General features: G+C 61.4%; 16 protein-coding genes. 8 read left to right on the top strand and 8 right to left on the bottom strand.

Annotated elements, in window-relative coordinates:
* Positions 1 to 8: 8 nt before the first annotated feature.
* On the top strand, positions 9 to 2666 hold the full coding sequence (pepN, locus tag IF199_RS11840; protein ID WP_192560473.1) for an aminopeptidase N: 2658 nt from the start codon (positions 9 to 11) through the stop codon (positions 2664 to 2666).
* Positions 2667 to 2732: 66 nt separating this feature from the next.
* Here the strand turns inward: pepN and katG are convergent, their stop codons facing one another.
* Positions 2733 to 5006: a catalase/peroxidase HPI gene (gene katG, locus IF199_RS11845; RefSeq protein ID WP_192560474.1), complete on the bottom strand. Its 2274-nt coding sequence runs from the start codon at positions 5004 to 5006 to the stop codon at positions 2733 to 2735.
* Between the two features lie 212 nt (positions 5007 to 5218).
* On the opposite strand from katG, the gene IF199_RS11850 reads away from it, so the two are divergent.
* From IF199_RS11850 to IF199_RS11860, 3 genes are all read left to right on the top strand, one after another.
* A complete protein-coding gene (locus tag IF199_RS11850; protein ID WP_102621878.1) occupies positions 5219 to 6616 on the top strand; it encodes an alkaline phosphatase D family protein in 1398 nt (465 codons plus the stop codon).
* Between the two features lie 38 nt (positions 6617 to 6654).
* On the top strand, positions 6655 to 7425 hold the full coding sequence (locus tag IF199_RS11855; RefSeq protein ID WP_096820550.1) for a hypothetical protein: 771 nt from the start codon (positions 6655 to 6657) through the stop codon (positions 7423 to 7425).
* Positions 7426 to 7606: 181 nt separating this feature from the next.
* Positions 7607 to 9637 carry a TonB-dependent receptor gene (locus tag IF199_RS11860; protein WP_192560475.1) on the top strand — a complete coding sequence of 677 codons (2031 nt, stop codon included), beginning with the start codon at positions 7607 to 7609 and terminating at the stop codon, positions 9635 to 9637.
* A gap of 57 nt (positions 9638 to 9694) precedes the next feature.
* Here IF199_RS11860 and IF199_RS11865 read toward each other — a convergent pair whose 3' ends face one another.
* Positions 9695 to 11905, bottom strand: coding sequence for an LTA synthase family protein (locus tag IF199_RS11865; protein WP_192560476.1), 2211 nt, complete (start codon positions 11903 to 11905; stop codon positions 9695 to 9697).
* A gap of 299 nt (positions 11906 to 12204) precedes the next feature.
* On the opposite strand from IF199_RS11865, the gene IF199_RS11870 reads away from it, so the two are divergent.
* Entirely contained in the window at positions 12205 to 13236 is a 1032-nt protein-coding gene (locus tag IF199_RS11870) for a sterol desaturase family protein (protein WP_192560477.1), read from the top strand.
* On the opposite strand, the gene IF199_RS11875 is transcribed toward IF199_RS11870, so the two are convergent.
* Positions 13217 to 13660: a GFA family protein gene (locus tag IF199_RS11875; protein ID WP_192560478.1), complete on the bottom strand. Its 444-nt coding sequence runs from the start codon at positions 13658 to 13660 to the stop codon at positions 13217 to 13219. The genes IF199_RS11870 and IF199_RS11875 overlap by 20 nt on opposite strands.
* Positions 13661 to 13787: 127 nt before the next feature.
* Between IF199_RS11875 and IF199_RS11880 the strand changes: the two genes are divergently transcribed.
* Positions 13788 to 14678 carry a LysR family transcriptional regulator gene (locus IF199_RS11880; protein ID WP_192560479.1) on the top strand — a complete coding sequence of 297 codons (891 nt, stop codon included), beginning with the start codon at positions 13788 to 13790 and terminating at the stop codon, positions 14676 to 14678.
* A 103-nt stretch (positions 14679 to 14781) separates the two neighbouring features.
* Complete coding sequence (locus tag IF199_RS11885) at positions 14782 to 15795, top strand: ABC transporter substrate-binding protein (RefSeq protein ID WP_102621872.1); 1014 nt, start codon at positions 14782 to 14784, stop codon at positions 15793 to 15795.
* Between the two features lie 60 nt (positions 15796 to 15855).
* Here IF199_RS11885 and IF199_RS11890 read toward each other — a convergent pair whose 3' ends face one another.
* Positions 15856 to 16053: a helix-turn-helix transcriptional regulator gene (locus tag IF199_RS11890; RefSeq protein ID WP_096820557.1), complete on the bottom strand. Its 198-nt coding sequence runs from the start codon at positions 16051 to 16053 to the stop codon at positions 15856 to 15858.
* Positions 16050 to 16424, bottom strand: a complete 375-nt coding sequence (locus IF199_RS11895) for a hypothetical protein (RefSeq protein WP_096820558.1) — start codon at positions 16422 to 16424, stop codon at positions 16050 to 16052. Before IF199_RS11895 ends, IF199_RS11890 begins: the two co-directional genes overlap by 4 nt.
* A gap of 266 nt (positions 16425 to 16690) precedes the next feature.
* On the opposite strand from IF199_RS11895, the gene IF199_RS11900 reads away from it, so the two are divergent.
* Complete coding sequence (locus IF199_RS11900) at positions 16691 to 17107, top strand: organic hydroperoxide resistance protein (RefSeq protein ID WP_096820709.1); 417 nt, start codon at positions 16691 to 16693, stop codon at positions 17105 to 17107.
* Between the two features lie 82 nt (positions 17108 to 17189).
* On the opposite strand, the gene IF199_RS11905 is transcribed toward IF199_RS11900, so the two are convergent.
* From IF199_RS11905 to IF199_RS11915, 3 genes are all read right to left on the bottom strand, one after another.
* Positions 17190 to 17669, bottom strand: a complete 480-nt coding sequence (locus IF199_RS11905) for a copper chaperone PCu(A)C (RefSeq protein WP_192560480.1) — start codon at positions 17667 to 17669, stop codon at positions 17190 to 17192.
* Positions 17669 to 18274, bottom strand: a complete 606-nt coding sequence (locus IF199_RS11910; RefSeq protein ID WP_102622132.1) for an SCO family protein — start codon at positions 18272 to 18274, stop codon at positions 17669 to 17671. Before IF199_RS11910 ends, IF199_RS11905 begins: the two co-directional genes overlap by 1 nt.
* A 156-nt stretch (positions 18275 to 18430) precedes the next feature.
* On the bottom strand, positions 18431 to 19843 hold the full coding sequence (locus IF199_RS11915; RefSeq protein WP_192560481.1) for an efflux transporter outer membrane subunit: 1413 nt from the start codon (positions 19841 to 19843) through the stop codon (positions 18431 to 18433).
* Positions 19844 to 19882 lie beyond the last annotated feature (39 nt).

Below are 19882 nucleotides of genomic sequence, written 5' to 3' on the forward strand. Positions count from 1 at the left end.
ACTTCAGCATGCGCACCGAACAACCGAAGATGATTTACCTGAAGGACTATCAGGCGCCCGAGTACCTGATCGATGAAACACACCTCACCTTCGAGTTGTTCGAGGACCACAGTCTGGTCCACGCGCAACTGGTGATGCGCCGCAACCCGGCCCGTGGCCCGGGCCTGCCGCCGCTGGTGCTCGATGGCCAGCAGCTGGAGCTGCTCTCGGTGACCCTGGCAGACCAGGAGCTGAGCGCCGACGACTACCAACTGACCGAGAACCAACTGACCCTGCAACCGGCCAGCGAAACCTTCACGGTCGACACCAGCGTCAAGATCCACCCGGAAACCAACACCGCACTGGAAGGCCTGTACAAGTCCGGCACGATGTTCTGCACCCAGTGCGAGGCCGAAGGTTTCCGCAAGATCACCTATTACCTCGACCGCCCGGACGTGATGAGCAAGTTCACCACCACCGTGGTGGCCGAGCAGCACAGCTATCCGGTGCTGCTGTCCAACGGCAACCCGATCGCCAGCGGTCCCGGCGAAGACGGCCGGCACTGGGCGACCTGGGAAGACCCGTTCATGAAACCGGCCTATCTGTTCGCGCTGGTGGCCGGTGACTTGTGGTGCGTTGAAGACAGCTTCACCACCATGACCGAGCGCAACGTGGCGCTGCGCATCTATGTCGAGCCGGAAAACATCGACAAATGCCAGCACGCCATGAACAGCCTGAAGAAGTCGATGCGCTGGGACGAAGAGGTCTACGGTCGCGAGTACGATCTGGACATCTTCATGATCGTCGCCGTGAACGACTTCAACATGGGTGCGATGGAGAACAAAGGCCTCAACATCTTCAACTCCAGCGCCGTGCTGGCCCGTGCCGAAACCGCCACCGACGCCGCGCACCAGCGGGTCGAGGCGATCGTCGCCCACGAATACTTCCACAACTGGTCGGGCAACCGCGTGACCTGCCGCGACTGGTTCCAGCTGTCGCTGAAAGAAGGCTTCACCGTATTCCGCGACGCCGGTTTCTCCTCCGACATGAACTCGGCCACGGTCAAGCGCATTCAGGACGTGGCGTACCTGCGTACCCACCAGTTCGCCGAAGATGCCGGCCCGATGGCCCACGCCGTGCGTCCGGACAGCTTCATCGAGATTTCCAACTTCTACACCCTGACCGTGTACGAGAAGGGCTCGGAAGTGGTCGGCATGATCCACACCCTGCTGGGCGCCGAAGGCTTCCGCAAGGGCAGCGATCTGTACTTTGAACGTCATGACGGCCAGGCCGTGACCTGCGACGACTTCATCAAGGCCATGGAAGATGCCAACGGCGTCGACCTGACCCAGTTCAAGCGCTGGTACAGCCAGGCCGGTACGCCGCGTCTGGCGGTGAGCGAGTCGTACGATGCCGCCGCGAAAACCTACAGCCTGACCTTCCGTCAGAGCTGCCCGGAAACCCCGGACAAGGTTGAAAAGCTGCCGTTCGTGATCCCGGTGGAACTGGGTCTGCTCGACAGCAAGGGTAATGAAATCGCCCTGCGTCTGGCTGGTGAAGCCTCGGCCCAAGGCACTACCCGAGTGATCTCGGTAACCGAAGCCGAGCAGACTTTCACCTTCGTTGACATCGCCGAACAGCCGCTGCCGTCCTTGCTGCGTGGTTTCTCGGCGCCGGTGAAACTGAGCTTCCCGTACAACCGCGACCAATTGATGTTCCTGATGCAGCACGACAGCGACGGTTTCAACCGCTGGGATGCCGGTCAGCAACTGTCGGTGCAGGTGCTGCAAGAGTTGATCGGCCAACAGCAGAAGGGCGAAAGCCTGGTGCTCGATCCACGTCTGATTTCCGCTCTGCGCACTGTGCTGGCTGACCAGACGCTGGATCAGGCGATGGTCGCGGAAATGCTCTCGCTGCCGAGCGAGGCGTACCTGACCGAAATCAGCGAAACCGCCGATGTCGAGGCGATCCACACCGCTCGCGAATTTGCCCGTCAGCAACTGGCGGACAATCTGTTCGATGCCTTGTGGCAGCGTTATCAGGCCAACCGCGAGCTGTCGAAAAAGACCCCGTACGTGGCCGAAGCCGAGCATTTCGCCCGTCGCGCGCTGCAGAACATCGCGCTGTCGTACCTGATGCTCAGCGGCAAGCCCGAAGTGCTGGCGGCAACACTGGAGCAGTTCGACGCCTGTGACAACATGACCGAGCGCCTCACCGCGCTGGCGGTGCTGGTCAACTCGCCGTTCGAAGACGAGAAGGCCAAGGCGCTGGCCAGTTTCGCCGAGCACTTCAAGGACAACCCGTTGGTCATGGATCAGTGGTTCAGCGTGCAGGCCGGCAGCACCTTGCCGGGCGGTCTGGCACGGGTCAAAGCCCTGATGCAGCACCCAGCGTTCAACATCAAGAACCCGAACAAGGTGCGTGCACTGGTCGGCGCTTTCGCCGGGCAGAACCTGATCAACTTCCACGCGGCGGATGGTTCGGGCTATCGCTTCCTCGCGGATCTGGTGATCGAGCTGAACGGCTTCAACCCGCAGATCGCTTCGCGCCAATTGGCGCCGTTGACTCGTTGGCGCAAGTACGACAGCGCTCGTCAGGCGTTGATGAAAGCGGAGCTGGAGCGGATTCTGGCGTCGGGTCAGTTGTCCAGCGATGTGTACGAGGTGGTCAGCAAAAGCCTTGCCTGAAGTCTTTTCAGGGCAATAAAAAACGCCGCTCAATGAGCGGCGTTTTTGTGGGTGGGTAAAAAGCCCTTATTGGCGCAGATCAAACCGATCCAGGTCCATCACTTTCGCCCACGCGGCAACGAAGTCGTTGACGAACTGTTCCTTCGCATCGGAACTGGCATACACCTCCGCCAGTGCGCGCAGTACCGCGTTGGAACCGAACACCAGATCGACCCGGGTTGCCGTCCATTTCACGCCGCCGGTCTTGCGATCGCGACCTTCGAACTCATCCGCCGCTTTGGACGTTGGTTTCCACTCCACGCCCATGTCCAGCAAGTTGCGGAAGAAGTCGTTGGTCAGGGTGCCGGGTTTGTCGGTGAACACCCCGTGCTTCGTCTTGCCGACGTTGGTGTCCAGCACGCGCAGGCCACCGACCAGTACCGTCAGTTCCGGCGCCGAGAGCGTCAGCAGTTGTGCCTTGTCGATCAGCAACGCTTCGGCCGGTACGCGGTAAGTGTTGGCGGCGTAGTTGCGGAAGCCGTCGGTGTGCGGTTCAAGGAAGCCGAACGACTCGACGTCGGTCTGCTCCTGAGTCGCATCGGTACGGCCGGGCGAGAAGGGCACCGTGACCGAATGGCCGGCGTTTTTCGCGGCCTGTTCGACCCCGGCATTGCCGGCCAGCACGATCAGGTCCGCCAGCGAGACTTTCTTGCCTGACGCCCCGGTGTTGAACTCGTTCTGAATGCCTTCGAGGGCTTTGAGCACCTTGTCCAGTTGTTCGGGTTGGTTGGCCTGCCAGAAGCGTTGCGGTGCCAGACGCAGACGTCCGCCGTTGGCGCCGCCGCGTTTATCCGAACCACGGAAGGTGGACGCGGACGCCCAGGCGGTGGAGACCAGTTCCGAAACGGACAGCCCCGACGCCAGCACTTTGCCTTTCAGTGCCCTGATATCGCTGTCGTCGACCAGTGGATGGTTGGCCTCGGGGATCGGGTCTTGCCACAGCAACTCTTCCTGCGGCATTTCCGGGCCGAGATAGCGTGACAGCGGGCCCATATCGCGGTGGATCAGCTTGTACCAGGCGCGGGCGAAGGCGTCGGCCAGTTGGTCGGGATTGGCCAGGAAGCGCCGTGAGATCTTCTCGTAGGCCGGGTCGAAACGCAGGGCCAGGTCGGAGGTGAGCATGGTCGGGTCGATGCGTTTGTTCGGGTCATGAGCATGGGGAATGGTGCCGGCCCCGGCGCCGTTTTTCGGTTTCCACTGGTGGGCGCCGGCCGGGCTCTTGGTCAGTTCCCACTCGAAGCCGAACAGGTTTTCCAAGTAGTTGTTGCTCCATTTGGTCGGGGTGGTGGTCCAGGTCACTTCCAGGCCGCTGGTGATGGTGTCGCCACCCTTACCGGTGCCGAAGGTGCTTTTCCAGCCCAGGCCTTGTTCTTCCAGGCCGGCGGCTTCCGGTTCCGGCCCGACGTTATCGGCAGGGCCGGCGCCGTGGGTCTTGCCGAAGGCGTGGCCACCGGCGATCAGGGCGACGGTTTCTTCGTCGTTCATGGCCATGCGGGCGAAGGTTTCGCGGATGTCTCGGGCCGAGGCCACCGGATCGGGATTGCCTTCGGGGCCTTCCGGGTTCACGTAGATCAGGCCCATCTGCACGGCGGCGAGCGGGTTTTCCAGATTGCGTTCGCCCTGGTTGGTGCGGCTCTGTTCATGGCCGTGCTCGGCGGGTTCGGCGACCAGCGTGCCGTCGCCCGGATCCTGCATGGCTTCGGGGTGTTTGCCGTAACGGGTGTCACCGCCCAGCCATTTGTTTTCCGAACCCCAGTAGACGTCTTCGTCCGGCTCCCACACGTCGGGCCTGCCACCCGAGAAACCGAAGGTCTTGAAGCCCATGGATTCCAGCGCGACGTTGCCGGTGAGGACGATCAGGTCGGCCCAGGAAATGTTGCGGCCATATTTCTGTTTGATCGGCCACAGCAGGCGCCGGGCCTTGTCGAGGCTGACGTTGTCCGGCCAGCTGTTGAGCGGGGCGAAGCGTTGCTGGCCGGAGCCGGCGCCGCCACGGCCGTCAGCGGTGCGATAGGTGCCGGCACTGTGCCAGGCCATGCGGATGAAGAGCGGGCCGTAGTGGCCGAAGTCGGCAGGCCACCAGTCCTGGGAGTCGGTCATCAGCGCCGTCAGGTCGCGTTTCAGGGCCTGGAAATCCAGGCTTTTGAAAGCCTTGGCGTAGTCGAAGTCCTGGCCCAGCGGATCGGAGGCGGGCGAGTGCTGACTCAGGATTTTCAGGTTCAGTTGATTCGGCCACCAATCGCGGTTCGTCGTGCCACCGCCGGCGGCGTGATTGAACGGGCATTTCGATTCATTTGCCATGTTCGGGTCCTTATCAGGTCTTCTGCGGCCGGCTCGTGCCGACTTCGGATTAGTAAGGCTAGACCCGACTGGGAATGTCAGCTAATAGGCCGACTATTGGTGCCTGATAGGTAAAGTCTTTTACCGGTTGCTTCGACGGATTTGCTACTACGCTGATATCAGCAAGACGCAGCGCGGTTCGGGACACCCGACGTGATGACCAGGAGGTTCGCATGATGCTCTCTGCCCGTCCTTTGATCGGCCCACCGGGGATATTCCGGGTCTGGGTGGGTGCCTTTGGCGTAATCAATCCGCCGGTTCCCCGATTCACCATCGACGGTACGCCGGCTGCGACGGTGGGCCCGGCGGTGTTCTTCGAGGTGCGCGACAAGCAGCGCCAGGCCGGTTCCGGCAACAGTCCAGCCAATCATCAGGGCGTTTTCGAATTGCAATCGCCGGGGCCCGGGGATCATGTGGTGGTTGTCAGCCTGGCGGGAGAAACGTCGTCCGTTCGCTTGCGGGAGATGCCCGCCCGGGTGACCGAACCGTTTGCCGGCGGTTTCACAATGCTGCTGGCCTCCTGTTATTACCAGAAGAACGACAAAGGCGCGCTCGCCAGCCTGCAATCGCGCCTCAAATCGCGCCCGGACATGGTGTTGCTGGCCGGTGATCAGGTGTACCTGGATTTGCCGCTTCACGAAGACCTTCCGGGAAACGAACCGGCGCTCTCGCGGATGCTGGGCGACAAGTACGCTAAGCACTGGCTCTCGAGGGAAAAGCAGATCAACGGGCTGGACCCGCTGTTGCAACTGGCGCCCACGGCCTGCATTCCCGACGATCACGAATACTGGAACAACGCGCCGCATTTCTCGCCATGGCTGCCTTGCACCTATACCGCGCAGAGCCGGCAGATGCTCGCCAGTGCCGGGCGCAATCTGTATGAGGACTTTCAACTGGGCGGTGACCCCGCATCCCATCAGGGCGCGCAGCGAATCGAGGTCGATCCGCTGCGCATGATTTTGCTCGACACTCGTTCGGATCGCGATCCGGGCGGGGCTTACGATGGCCGGTACGGTTTGATGAGCAAGGCCACCGAAGACGATCTGGTGCAGTGGCAAAACGACCTGCTGAACGATCACCGCGCCGGCAAACTGACCATCGGCGTACTGGCCGCCGGACAGACGCTGTTTTCCAAGGCGCCGCCCTGGTACTCCGAGTGGGCGGACTCGGATCTGCAGAGCTACGCGCAGTTCGGCATCATCCTTCGGGTGCTGCGCACGGTCTGCGAGGCGGGCATCCCGGTGGTGTTTCTCAGTGGCGATGTGCATTACAGCACCATCTCCAGGGCGACCTGGACCAAGACCGGACAGGAATGCCTGTTTGAAGTGGTCAGCTCGCCGGTTTGCCAGATCGATGGACCGCCGACCAAGGCCGACCCACCGGTTACGGATCTGGACGCCAAACGCTTCCAGACGAAATGGGTCGACCATTACTCAGGCAACGTCGTTCTGACGATCAACTTTTTGCGGGGAGGTGGCAGTGTCGACATGAACATCACCTTGTACCCGCTGGATGGCGGCCACCTGTCGCCTCGCGCTCTGGAGACGATTCGTCTCACCCCTCGGCATTGACCACGTTTTGCACAGGTTCGACTCAAGAGGTAAAAACCATGTTGAAAAATCGCAGTGGAAGCGGACGCAACCCGGAGATCGTCGAGCAGGAGCGCCGCCGGAGTGAGAGTAACGATGGATGGCTGGAGCGTGCGTTCAAGGACCTCGGCCAGCCGGATCTGAAGAAAACCACCTTGCTCGTGCTGGCCGGGGGCAAGGATCAACTGGCCACGCGGGTGCGCATTGCCCAGTCGGCCCTGCGTAATGACCGGTTGCCGTCCTATTGGTCCGACTGCTTTCTGCTCAAGATCAAGGATGACGGCTTGTCAGGCGCCAAGGTCTTTCACGTGCCTTTGATCCAGCCGGCCAGACCGTTCGCGACCGAGCGCAACGGTGTGGTGGAGGAGGATCTGGCGTTTCTGTCGAACAAGGACGAATGGCCGAATCTGGCGTTGCTGGCGTTTCCGGTCGATCAGCGCGACGTGGTGTCGAAGCTGAAAAGGTTCATGATCGATCGCAACAGCCTCGATGCCCTGGAGCACATTCTCAAATGGCTGGCGTATGCCTGGGGTGTTTCGCGAACCCCCAATCCGGTGCACGAAGACATGGGTTTCCCCTCGGCGTGCATGCTGGAGGTGGCGTTTTCCGCCGCTCAACTTGACCTGACGCCGGGCCTGGCTTCAAAGGTTTCCTGCCCCGAAGCGATCTGGAGCACGGCCTGTTACTGGCAGAAATACTACGAGCAGAGTCGTGGCGCGGTGCCCTTGGGACGGTACGTGATCGGGCACACCTACGACATCGATGACGGCAGACCGAAACGGGGGAAATGACCGGGCGCTCCTTTGGAAGACCCGTGTTTGAGCGGTTGTTGTAAGCATTGAGGCAAGAATCGTGATGGTCATTGGAAATGTTATTGTATAACATAAAAATGATTTCATCTGATCGATGTCACTGACCTGTCCGTGTGGCAGTGGCATCGATCCTTACTTTTCTGCCTTACGGAATTTAGAAATGCCTTCCCGTTACCACTCCTTCCAGCCAAGCCTGTTGGCGGCTGCGCTGCTGATCACGTCCCCCGCATTCGCCGCCGAACCCCTCGAACTGCAACCGCAAGTCATCACCGGCAATCCGCTGGGCAGCCAGAGCCTGGCTTCGCCCTCGACGGTGTTGAGCGGCGATGAGCTGACGCTGCAGCAGAAGGGCAGCCTGGGCGAAACCCTGAACAAACAGCCGGGCGTGTCGTCGTCCTACTTCGGGCCGGGCGCCAGTCGCCCGATCATTCGTGGGCAGGACGGCGATCGCATTCGCATTCTGCGCAACGGCGTCGGCGCGCTCGACGCCTCGTCGCTGTCCTACGACCACGCCGTGCCGCTGGACCCGGTCAACGTCGAACGCATCGAAATCGTCCGTGGCCCGGCCGCGTTGTTGTATGGCGGCAGCGCCATCGGCGGGGTGGTCAACACCTTCGACAACCGCATCCCGACCGAAGCCATCGACGGCATCCACGGTGCCGGCGAGCTGCGCTACGGCGGCGCCGACACCACCCGCAGCAGCGCGGGGAAACTCGAGGCCGGCAACGGCCAGTTCGCCTTGCACCTGGACGCCAGCGCCCGCGAGTTCAATGACCTGAAAATCCCCGGCTACGCCAAAAGCAGCCGCGAACGGGCGGGCGACGATGGCGATTCCAGCAAGCATCGTCTGGCCAATAGCGACGGTCGTCAGGACGGCGGCGCGGTGGGCGGGTCTTACACCTGGGACGACGGTTATGCGGGGCTGTCGTACAGCAATTACGACTCCAACTACGGCTCGCCGGCCGAAGACGACGTGCGCATTCGCATGCAGCAGGAGCACTACGCGTTCGCCTCGGAAATCCGCAACCTGGAAGGCCCGTTCAGCTCGGTCAAGTTCGACGCCGGCTACACCGATTACCAGCACCGTGAAATTGAAGGCGGTGAGGTCGGCACCACGTTCAAGAACAAGGGCTACGAAGCGCGGGTCGAAGCCCGGCACCAGCCGTTGGGGCCGTTCAACGGGGTGATCGGCGCACAGGTCAGTCGCAATGAATTCTCGGCGCTGGGCGAAGAAGCCTTCGTGCCGCAGACCGACACCAACGCCGGTGCACTGTTCGTTCTGGAAGAGCTGCAAGCCACGGATCGCTTGCTGTTCACCCTTGGTGGTCGCCTGGAGCACACCACGGTCGACCCGGACGCCAAAGGCAACGAGCGCTTTGCCAATGCCGACCGCTCCAGCAGTTTCACCGCCGGCAGCCTGTCGTCCGGCGCGGTGTACACACTGACGCCGATCTGGTCGGTCGCCGCCACGCTGGGCTACACCGAGCGGGCGCCAACGTTCTATGAGCTGTACGCCAACGGCGCCCACGTCGCGACCGGTACGTATGAAGTCGGGGATGCGGGCCTGTCGAAGGAAAAAGCCGTCTCCAGCGATCTGGCGCTGCGCTTTGACAATGGCACGCACAAGGGCAGCGTGGGCGTGTTCTACAGCCACTTCTCCAATTACATCGGCTTGCTCGGCACCGGCCGCACGCTGAATGACGAAGGGGAAGAGGACGCGGGCGGAATTCCCGAATACGCCTATTCCGGTGTCCGTGCGCGCTTCAGCGGTATCGAGGCCCAGGATCGCTGGCAGCTCGGCGAGAGCGCCTATGGCAAGTTCGCGCTGGAATTGTCGGGCGACTACACCCGCGCCAAGAACCTCGACAACGGTCAGGATCTGCCGCGCATTGCGCCGCTGCGGTTGAACACCGGTCTGCTCTGGGAGCTGGATCGCTGGCAGGCGCGGATCGATGTGGAGCACGCCAGCGCTCAGCATCGGGTGCCGGACAATGAAAGCAGCACCGATGGCTACACCACGCTGGGTGCGAATGTGGGGTATCACTTTGACGTCGGCCAGAGCAAATGGCTGGCCTTCGTCAATGCCGAGAACCTGACCAACCAGACTGTGCGCTACGCCAGCTCGATCCTGCGCGACATTGCGCCGGCAGAAGGGCGAAGCATTCAGGTCGGGCTGCGCAGCACGTTCTGATCGTTCCCCGCGATCTTGCGCCAGCGTCCCGCGAATCGCGCGACGCTGGCGTCGACATCAGCTCGACTGAGCGGTGTCGTCTTCCGGGAGTTCCTCCCGCAGATCCTGTTGCCCCGGCAGCTCGGTGATCACGCTGAAGTCCGTGACCTCCACCGCCCCCAGCCCATAACCCAGCAAATGGAACGAGAAGGCCTTGCGCGGTTGCGGGTTGTCGAAGCTGAAATCCATTTCCAGCGGCTGGTCCGCCGTGGCGACCATTTCCGAAGGCAGGCCGAGTTGCACGTCCTGTTCGAATTCCTTGGCCTTGAGCTGGATGTAGGCTGCCTGCTGTGGATCCATCGAGCGCACGGTCAGACGCACGCGGGTGTGCGAGCCCTTGGGCATTTCCAGGTATTGCGCGCCGATCAGGTTGTCGGCCCAGTCATCTTTGATCTGAGCTTGCAGCGGGATGATGTTGTCGCTGCCGAACTGATAGCGCTGGTTCAGCGGGTTGCGCAGCAGCGACAGGTCCAGCGCATCGGCGCGGGCCGCAATCTGCCGGGCATTCTGGCCGCTGGCATTGCCCTTGAACGTGGCGCTTTCGGCGATGAAACCTTCGCTGGCGTAAGCGCGGCAGCGGCGCGGCATGTCGCACTCGGTCAGGATGCCGTGGCCGTCGTGGTAGCGCAGCTTGCCGTTGGTGAACGACATGATTTCGCGACCGGTGTCGTAGTCGCGAAACAGCGAGCGGCCACTGAGTGCTGCCGGGACTGGCAGGTCAAAGTAATCGAGGATCGATGCGCTCAAATCGACATGCCCGTAGACCCCGGCGTTCAGGTGCGGCAACTGGGTCTGCTCCGGTGCGAGGGTCAGGTTGAATCCCCAGGACGACGCCAGTCGCACGCCATCGATGCCATGGGATTCGTCCGAGGTGATCACCACCAGCGTGTCTTTCAGCACGCCCTGACGTTCGAGGCCGCTGAGAAACTGGTCAAGGGCGTCGTCCAGATAGCCGACGGCGGCTTGTTTCGGCGTGTCGTAGCGTTGCAGGTAATCTTCCGGAGCGGAGTAGGGCTGATGGGTGCCGACGGTCAGCAGGGTCAGCATCCACGGCTTTTTCTGTTTCTTCAGTTGGCCGACGTAACCCAGCGCGCCTTCGAAGAACGCCTTGTCGTCCTTGCCCCACGGGAATTCCAGATAGTTGGCGTTGGTGAACCACTCAAGGCCATGGGTCGCATCGAAGCCGATGTGCGGCATGATCTTGTCTTTGGCCATGAAGCGCAGGCCGGCGCCTTGCAGGTAGTGAGTGCTGAAGCCGTTCTGGCGCAACTGGGCCGGCAGGCAGGCCTGGTTGCGTTCGTTCTGGGTCAGCATTTCCACGCCTTTGGGCGTGCCGTTGTTCAACTTGTCGTAATCGCCGCAGAGCATGGCGTACAGGCCGCGAATGGTCTGGTGCGTGTGCAGCACGTAGTCCGGCGTGTTCATGCCGCGCTCGGCCCAGCGGCTGAGCTTGGGCATCAGGTCTTCCTGATAATGGCTGCCGATGGCCTCGCGATTGGCGCGGATGTAGGCGCCGGGAATGCCCTCGACGGTAACGATCAGGACATTGCGCGCCTGACCTTTGGCTGCCAGTAACGAGTGACCATTCAGGTCGAGGTCGGTGAGCCCGGCCATCGAGGGTGGGGGTATTTCGCTACCACCTTCCAGCCATTCCTCGGCCTGCATTTGCGCGTCGGCGACCTGCGCGGCGAGCAACTGATGCGGCAGGTTGTACAGGCGCCATGGGTCGGCGTCGCTCGGCGAAAGGTTTTGTGCGCCCCAATGGGCGGCGAACAGCAACACCGGTGCCGTCCACGCCGCGCGGGGCAGGGCCGGGGCGGGAGTCGCGCGGTTTGCCCACTGCGTCGCCAGCCACAGCAACAGGGCCAGCAGCAATGCGCCGGCCACCGCCGGATGGGCAAAACCGCCGCCGGTGGAGTTCTCCACGAATTGCGGGTCGATCAGGTAATGCAGGTCCTGGGGATTGGGCAGGCGTCCGACCGCGCTGACCAGTTCAGCTGTCGCCACTGCCAGCAAGCCCCAGAACACTAGCACCGGCAGCCCGAGCCACCACGGCCGGCGATGCAGCAGGACCACCAGCAGGCTGCCGATGGCCAGGTCCGAAAGATAGCCGAACAGGCTCGACCAGCCGAGTGCCGCACGCAGGCACACCGGTATGATCAGTACCAGAAAAACCAGAGAGAGAAGACGGGCGTCGGGGTGCCGAAGCCGTTGAAAAAGAGCGCTCACAAAAAAGACCTTCCAGCCATCAAACCGTCATAAAAGTGTGCGCGATGATACCAAGGGTGGGCTGTCTGATCGCCCCTTTAAACGCGAAGCTGATCCGCTGTCGAACGGCTGTGCGATCACGGCGAAATGCCTGAGGCCCAGACCTGCGTTCATGTCAGGGGTGGCGGAGGGCTTTTTCCGGCGTACCGGAGCAGGGGATTAATTGTTTCAGGCTGTTTATTACGCCTTTGATCCCTTTCGGCTGCATTTGCGAAACGTTGCGATTTACAATGCCCGACCTCTGATGGAGACCAGCCTCCGTGGATGTCCTCACGCAACTCAACGCTTATCTGCACCGACTGCTGATCGAGCCGGTCGCCGAGCAGTTCTTCAGCCTGTTCGATCTGAACGGTCGCATTGGCGTGGCGTTTATCTTCACGTCCTATTGCGTGGCCTATGGTCTGTTCCGCTACAGAAAATCCCGAGGCCTGACCGAGGCCCCAACCTTCTGGCAGTTCCTTGGCGGCGGTCGCGTGCATGGGCATCGCTCGGCGTGGCTGGATTATCGCTACTACTTCATCAAGGGCATTCTGCGGGTCGCGCTGGTGTTGCCGGTCGTGGCGCTGGTCGACCCGCATATTCTGCGCTCGGGTGATTACGTGCAGTTTTTCACCCGGCTCTGGGGCGCCCGCGAGCAGGTCTCGGATCACCCCTCGATCGCATTGTTGTACGGCCTCGGCGTATTTGTGTTCAGAGACTTTTTGCACTACTGGATTCACCGCGCCTTTCATTCCCGTTTTCTGTGGGAATTTCATAAGGTCCATCATTCGGCACCGGTGCTGGTGCCGGCCACCGCCAGCCGCATTCACATCGTCGAATCGATCTTCGAACGAGTCGTCATCACCGCCGGCCTTGGCGCTTTTGCCGGCGTGGTCTGGTATGCCTGTGGCGGGGAGGTCAGCCGCTACACGCTATTCGGCGTAACGTGGCTGGCACTGATCATCAACAGCCTGGGGGCCAATCTGCGGCACAGCCATGTCTGGCTGTCGTTCGGGCCGTCGGTGGAACACGTGCTCAACAGCCCGGCCCAGCACCAGATCCACCACAGCGACGCACCGCGACATTTCAACAAGAATTTCGCAATCAACCTGTCGCTGTGGGACTGGATGTTCGGCACGTTGTACGTCACCACTTCAAAACCCGAAGTCTTGCGCTTCGGCACGGGCGAGCAGGACCGCACGCGTTATCTGACGCTGTACAGCCTGATCGTCACGCCGTTTGTGGACACCGCGAAACGCTTGTCGTCGAACGCCGACGGGCTCAGAACCTGGTTCAACCAGCGTACGCCATGAGGGCTTTGCCGAAGGCCTGCGGGGTCGGGCTTTGCGGCCAGCTCGGCAGCCCCTCGGGCAGCGTCAGCCAAGGTTGTTTGTGACTGACCCAGATGTGTGCCATCGGTTGCAGTGAGCGGCTTTCATCGAGCGTGCCGGCGCGCAGAACGCTCATCCCCGGTGCGGCCGTGGTGGTGTTGCACAGACGCGTATGGCAGACACTGCACAGCTGATGTTCGGCGTGTTGCCCATTGAGATCGTAGGCATAAGTGGCCAACGGTCCGGTCAGCGTCAGGGCGTCGGTGGGCAGCAGGGCATGCAGTGCAAAGGCACTGCCGCTCCAGGTCTGGCAATCCGTGCAATGGCAGGCGTAGATGGCCGGCGGCACTTCGGTGTTCAACTGATAACGGACGGCACTGCAGCGACATTGGCCGGTGAGTGTCATGGGCAAGGCTCCTTCAACTGCGGGTTCGATGCCGGGCGCAAGGCCCGTGCGGTATGCTCGCGCAGCATGCCGCAGACCCCGGTGAATGAACATCGGCCAAAACTGCCCAACCGCTCACAGGAAATGTATGAACGCTCCACAACTTCATTGGGAAACCCAGCGCGCCTTTCTCGCGGTACTGCGCACCGGCAGTCTGTCGGGCGCCGCGCGCTTGCTGGGCATTGCCCAGGCCACGGCACGGCGGCGGATCGAGGCGCTGGAGCAGAGTGTCGGCGTCAGCCTGTTCATTCGCTCACCCTCGGGGCTGTTGCCGACCGAGACTGCCAAGGAGTTGATCGGTCACGTCGAAGCCATGGCCCTGGCCGCCAATGCTTTCAACCGCGCCGCTTCCGCTGACGTGGCGCAAACCAGCGGCACCGTGCGCCTGACCGCCGGCAAGCTGTTGGGCGTCGAGATCCTGCCGCCGATGTTGCGCCGCCTGCGTCAGCAACACCCGCAATTGGCGCTGGAATTGAACGTGTCGAATCGTCTGCAAACCCTCTCACAGCAGGAGGCCGACGTAGCCGTGCGCATCCGCCGTCCGACCGAAGCTTCGGTGGTGGCGCGCAAGGTCGGCGATCTGCACGTGGGCCTCTACGCCACACCCGAATTGCTGGCGGAGCAGGGCGTGCCTGAAACGGTTGAGGACTTGCGCCGGCTTCCGCTGATCGGCCCGGATCGTCATGGGGGCGAGATCGAGTTTCTATGTGCGCGCGGCTTCGATTGTTCGGCAGAGCACACGGCCATCCGCACCGATGATCATCTGGCGCAATGGGCGGCGTTGCGCGCGGGTCTGGGGATTGGCGTGAGTTTTCGGCAACTGGCCCAGCGACATGGACTGGTGCGAGTCCTGCCCGGTCAGGTGGACTTTACGGTGGATGTGTGGATTGCAATGCATCAGGACATGCGCCGGGTTCAACGGGTTTCAGCGGTGTTCGATGGCTTGGGAGCGGACTTGCAGGCTTTTCTGGAGGCCTGATTTTCAGATGATATCAATATGCGATAACGGTATTTAAATTTCGTTTTTTATAGCGATAGAGTCCCGCCTCACAGATTTCCCAGAAAATCACTGCGAGGTTGTCATGGCCCTACCGTTCAAACGTTCTGCACTGACGCTGCTGGCGGCTTCGTTGGCTGGCGCTCTGCTCGGCAACACTGCTCAAGCCGAAGGCAAGATCAGCATCGCCCAGCAATTCGGTATCGGTTATCTGATTCTGGATGTGGTGCGCGATCAGCACCTGATCGAAAAGCACGGCAAGGCTCAGGGGCTGGACATCAAGGTCGACTGGAACAGCATTTCCGGCGCTACCGCCATGAACGAAGCGCTGCTGACCGGATCGCTGGATGTGGTCTCGGCCGGCGTGCCACCGATGCTCACTGTGTGGGATCGCACCAAGGGCAAACAGAACGTCAAGGCCATCGCTTCGCTGGGCTCGATGCCCAACTACCTGCTGACCAATAACCCGAACGTGAAAACCCTCAAGGACTTCAGCGACAAGGATCGCATCGCCGTGCCGGCGGCGGGCGTGGGTTTCCAGTCCCGCACTCTGCAGATCGAAACGGCCAAAGAATTCGGTAATGACCAATACAAGAAATTCGACGACATCTCCGTCAGCCTGCCGCACCCGGATGCCACGGCCGCGTTGATCGCCGGCGGCTCGGAAATCAACGCACATTTCTCCAGTCCGCCATTCCAGTACCAGGCGTTGCAGAATCCCAACGTGCATAAAGTGCTGAGTTCCTACGATGTGCTCGGCGGCCAGGCCACCTTCAACGTGCTGTACACCACGGAAAAATTCCACGACGAAAACCCGAAAACCTACAGGGCGTTCTACGACGCACTGGTCGAGGCCGAGCAGATCATCAAGGCCGACAAGCCTGCGGCCGCACAAGCTTACATTCGTGTTGAACAGTCGAAGTTGCCGTTGGCGCTGGTGGAGAAAATCGTTACCGATCCGGAAATCGATTTCACCGTGGTACCGCAACGCACCTACATATATGCAGAGAAGTTGCAGGAGCTGGGTGTGCTGAAAAACAAGGCGGACAGCTGGAAGGATTATTTCTTTGAAGAGGCGCATGGCGGGGCGGGGAGTTGAACAGTCGTCATTTGTGAACAGTCCGCCCGGCAGCCTGTGCTGACGGGCGGACTTTTCGTATCAACTCACCGAGTCATCAAAGATGCTCTCAATCGGCATCTCGAACGCCCGGGCAATCTGGAACGCCAAAGGCAGGCTCGGGTCGTAGCGTTCGTTTTCAATCGCATTGATGGTCTGGCGCGAAACGTTCAGACGTTCGGCCAGATCCACCTGTGACCATTTGCGCTCGGCGCGCAGTTCCTTGAGGCGGTTCTTCATTGGTAGCGGCGCCGGGCGATGCGCAGGCCGATCATCCACATTGCGCCCATCACCGGCCAGACCCACAACCACGGGATATGCGGGGCGCCCACCGTTTCCAGAAAACCGTAAGTGAAGGTCAGCAGGGCCGATGCGGCGAATGCAAAGCCGAGGGCTTCGAACTGGATACGCAGATACATTTCGTCGAGACGTCGCATGTCGCGTACGACCGTCCAGCAGAACAAGCCGACCGGAATCATCGGCATCAGCACGATGACGCCGCGCAGGTAAGCGTTGGCATCCGCCAGATAAATCAACGCGAATTGCGATGCCAGCAGCACCACTGCGTACAGAACCATTGCCGCAGCCATCTCTCGGTTGAATCGGTTCATGTCCAAACTCCTATGTAAAAGACGCTTTACATAGTCGCTTAAGATATTTCCGATGTAAAGCATGCTTTCCATAAGGGTCGTGCCCGATCACTTCTCTGCATTCATTGGCCGGATAACGAAGGCGGTTGCCCGCACGTCCGTTGCCCGGGTGAGCAGTAAACTCGCGTCTATAGTGAGAGGGCTGTGTGAAACGGGTTGGCGCACCTCAAGGCTGCGACGGGAGGCGCCGAGTGAACAATCTGCTGTTATTCATTCAGGAGATCGCCATGAGCCAGATCGAAAAAGTCCTCTACACCGCAAAGACCCACACCACCGGCGGACGTGACGGGGCGTCGCGCAGTTCCGACGGGATTCTCGATGTGAAGCTATCGTCCCCCGGCTCCAACGGCGGTGGGACCAATCCGGAACAACTGTTCGCTGCCGGCTGGTCGGCGTGCTTCATCGGCGCGATGAAAGCGGTGGCGGGGCAACAGAAAATCAGCCTGCCAGCGGACCTTGCGGTGGATGCCGAAGTAGACCTGGGCACCAACTCGGGAGGGTATCTGTTGCAGGCACGTCTCAATGTGAGCCTGCCGGGCATGGAACGCGGCGCGGCGCAGCAACTGGTGGATGCGGCGCATCAGGTGTGCCCGTACTCCAAGGCCACGCGCAACAATATCGAAGTCGAGTTGAAACTGGTCTGACATCCAGATGCAAACGGGGCGGCATGATCGTCGATCATGCCGCCCCGTTTGTTTTTGAAGCCGTAAAACTGTCAGTCAGCGATCAATGCATCTTGCTGTGATCGTGGCCTTCCATGTTGGTCAGCGAGCGCACCGGCGCCTGGACTTCGATGGCTTGTTTCTCGCCCTTGGCGTTTTCGACGGTCAGGGTCAGCGGCACGTTGTCGCCTTCCTTCAGTTGACCGTTCAGGCCCATCAGCATCACGTGGTAGCCGTTCGGATCGAACTTCACAGCCTTGCCGGCCGGCAGGTCGACCGAGTTGACCGGGCCCATGCTCATGACGTCGTTCTTCATGGTCATTTCGTGAATCTGCACATCCTTGGCCACCGGCGATGCAACGCTGAGCAGCTTGCTGTCGCTGTCGGCGGTGACGGTCATGAACGCGCCGCTGGCCGACTGGTTTGGCACGGTTGCACGGACCCAGGCGTCATCGACCTTGGTCTGCGCCGAAACCTGGAAAGCCACGCCCAGCAGGGACAGGCCCAGAGCAGCACGTTTGATGTTGTTCAGAAAAGGGTTCATCAGCAGACCTCCATGACGGTAAGCAAGTCTTCCGTACACTCTTGTGCAGAAAGCGATTGGGACAGACCCACGCGCAGGTTGCCGCGGGTGTCGTAGACATAACTGGTAGACGTGTGCGACAGGGTGTAGGTGTCGCCGGCAGGGACTTTTTCGTAGAAGACGTCGAATTCCTTGGCGGTGGCCTTGGTTTCCTCAAGGGTGCCGTACAGGGCGACGAAGCTCGGGTCGAAGGTCTTGACGTAGGCGTCGAGGATTTGCGGCGTGTCGCGTTCCGGGTCGAGGGTGATGAACACCACTTGCAGGATGTCGCCATCCTTGCCCATCAGCTTCTTGATTTTTGCCGCGCGGGCCAGTGTCGTCGGGCAGACGGCCGGGCACTGGGTGAAACCGAAGAAGATCATCGGCATCAGGCCGCGAAAGCTCGACAGCGTCACGGTGTTGCCTTCGGTGTCCTTGAGCTTGAAGGTGCGTCCGAGGATCTTGTCACTCAGATCCTTGCCGTACTTGTACGACAGTTGGCCACGGGTGTCGCAGCCGGCGAGCAGGCCCAGACCAAGCACGCCCATTCCCGCAAGCACCTTGCGGCGAGTCAACAAAGCCGTCATCTAATACCGCCCTTTGCAGCCCGCCGGTCAGCAAGACAGGCGGGGGGTTAACCGTAAAAGCGGCGCATGATACCAAAATGAACCGCCAGGTCGGTTTTTGATCACCAACCAATGTCGGATCGGGCGACAAAAGGTGTAAGAAAACATGACCTGCGGTTATTGCGGCGACGGTTCAACCGGGCTCCAGCTGCCGCCCAGCGCGGTGTACAGGTTCACTTGCGCCACCAGTTGCGCCAATCGGTCAGTGATCAAGCCCTGCTGGGAGCTGAACAGCGAACGCTGGGCATCGAGGAACGTCAGGCTGCTGTCGACGCCGGTCTGATAGCGGTGCTGCGCCATGTCGTAATAGTCCTGGGTCGCCTGCACCAGATCACGCTGGGCCTGGAGTTGTTGCTGGTAGGTCTGGCGCGCCGCGAGTCCGTCGGACACTTCCTGGAAGGCGGTCTGAATGGTCTTTTCGTACTCGGCGACGCTGATGTCTTTTTGCAGCTTCGCGTAATCCAGACTGGCGCGCAGACTGCCGGCGTTGAAGATCGGCAGGCTGATCTGCGGCTGGAACGTCCAGGCGCCGGAGCCGCCCTTGAACAGCCCCGACAGGTCGCGACTGGAAGTGCCGGCGTTGGCGGTCAGGCTGACGCTGGGAAAGAACGCCGCCCGGGCCGCGCCGATATTGGCGTTGGCCGCCTTGAGCTTGTATTCGGCCTGGAGAATGTCCGGCCGGCGCTGCAGCAGATCCGACGGCAACCCGGCCGGTACTTGCGCCACCAGATCACTGTCCAGCGGACGTGCCGGCAGAGTTTCAGGAACCGGCGCGCCGACCAGCAGCGTCAGGCTGTTCAAGTCCTGTGCGACCTGGCGTTGATAGCGGGCGAGGCTGGCGCGGGTGCTGTCGACGCTGGTCTGTGCCTGGATCTGATCCAGCGCCGAGGACTTGCCGGCCTCGCGGTTGCGCGTGGTCAGGCGCAGGCTTTTCTCGTCGGCGGCGAGGGTTTCTCGGGCCAGGGCCAGCAACTCCTGGTCGGCGCGCCAGGTCAGGTAGGCATTGGCGACATTCGCCACCAGGCTCAGTTGCGCACTGCGCCGGGCTTCTTCGGTGGCCAGCCAGCTCATCAACGCCTGATCGCTGAGGCTGCGCACCCGGCCGAAGAAATCCAGTTCGTAGGCGCTGATGCCAAGGTTGGCGGAGTAGGTCGACGTGATCGCCGCTTTGGTTTTGGTCACGCTCGCCGGCACACGCTGGCGCAGTTCGTTGGCATTGGCCGAGACCGCCGGCAACAGATCGGCGCGCTGAATGCGGTACTTCGCCTGGAACGCCTCGACGTTCAGCGCGGCGACCCGCAAGTCGCGGTTATTGACCAGCGCGCTCTCAATCAACTGTTGCAATGCCGGGTCATTGAACAATCCGCGCCAGTCCTCGACCGCGCTGGTGGCCTGGGTTGGCGCAGGGTAGGCGGGGCCTTTTGGATACTGCGCCGCACTGGGCGACGCGGGCTGCTGGTAGTCGGGAATCAGCGAGCAGCCGCCCATCAGCAACGCCATGGACAGCAGGGAGATCGGCAACCTGGACATCAAACAGCCTCGTTCACGAATGAGAGCGGGCGCCGGGCG

Origin of the sequence: Pseudomonas allokribbensis, from assembly GCF_014863605.1 — a bacterium.
Taxonomy (GTDB): domain Bacteria; phylum Pseudomonadota; class Gammaproteobacteria; order Pseudomonadales; family Pseudomonadaceae; genus Aquipseudomonas; species Aquipseudomonas allokribbensis.

Coding starts and splice junctions, on each gene's coding strand:
- pepN (WP_192560473.1), top strand. CDS start 9: ATGCGCACCGAACAACCGAAGATGATTTACCTGAAGGACTATCAGGCG.
- katG (WP_192560474.1), bottom strand. CDS start 5,006: ATGGCAAATGAATCGAAATGCCCGTTCAATCACGCCGCCGGCGGTGGC.
- IF199_RS11850 (WP_102621878.1), top strand. CDS start 5,219: ATGATGCTCTCTGCCCGTCCTTTGATCGGCCCACCGGGGATATTCCGG.
- IF199_RS11855 (WP_096820550.1), top strand. CDS start 6,655: ATGTTGAAAAATCGCAGTGGAAGCGGACGCAACCCGGAGATCGTCGAG.
- IF199_RS11860 (WP_192560475.1), top strand. CDS start 7,607: ATGCCTTCCCGTTACCACTCCTTCCAGCCAAGCCTGTTGGCGGCTGCG.
- IF199_RS11875 (WP_192560478.1), bottom strand. CDS start 13,660: ATGACACTCACCGGCCAATGTCGCTGCAGTGCCGTCCGTTATCAGTTG.
- IF199_RS11880 (WP_192560479.1), top strand. CDS start 13,788: ATGAACGCTCCACAACTTCATTGGGAAACCCAGCGCGCCTTTCTCGCG.
- IF199_RS11885 (WP_102621872.1), top strand. CDS start 14,782: ATGGCCCTACCGTTCAAACGTTCTGCACTGACGCTGCTGGCGGCTTCG.
- IF199_RS11890 (WP_096820557.1), bottom strand. CDS start 16,053: ATGAAGAACCGCCTCAAGGAACTGCGCGCCGAGCGCAAATGGTCACAG.
- IF199_RS11895 (WP_096820558.1), bottom strand. CDS start 16,424: ATGAACCGATTCAACCGAGAGATGGCTGCGGCAATGGTTCTGTACGCA.
- IF199_RS11900 (WP_096820709.1), top strand. CDS start 16,691: ATGAGCCAGATCGAAAAAGTCCTCTACACCGCAAAGACCCACACCACC.
- IF199_RS11905 (WP_192560480.1), bottom strand. CDS start 17,669: ATGAACCCTTTTCTGAACAACATCAAACGTGCTGCTCTGGGCCTGTCC.
- IF199_RS11910 (WP_102622132.1), bottom strand. CDS start 18,274: ATGACGGCTTTGTTGACTCGCCGCAAGGTGCTTGCGGGAATGGGCGTG.
- IF199_RS11915 (WP_192560481.1), bottom strand. CDS start 19,843: ATGTCCAGGTTGCCGATCTCCCTGCTGTCCATGGCGTTGCTGATGGGC.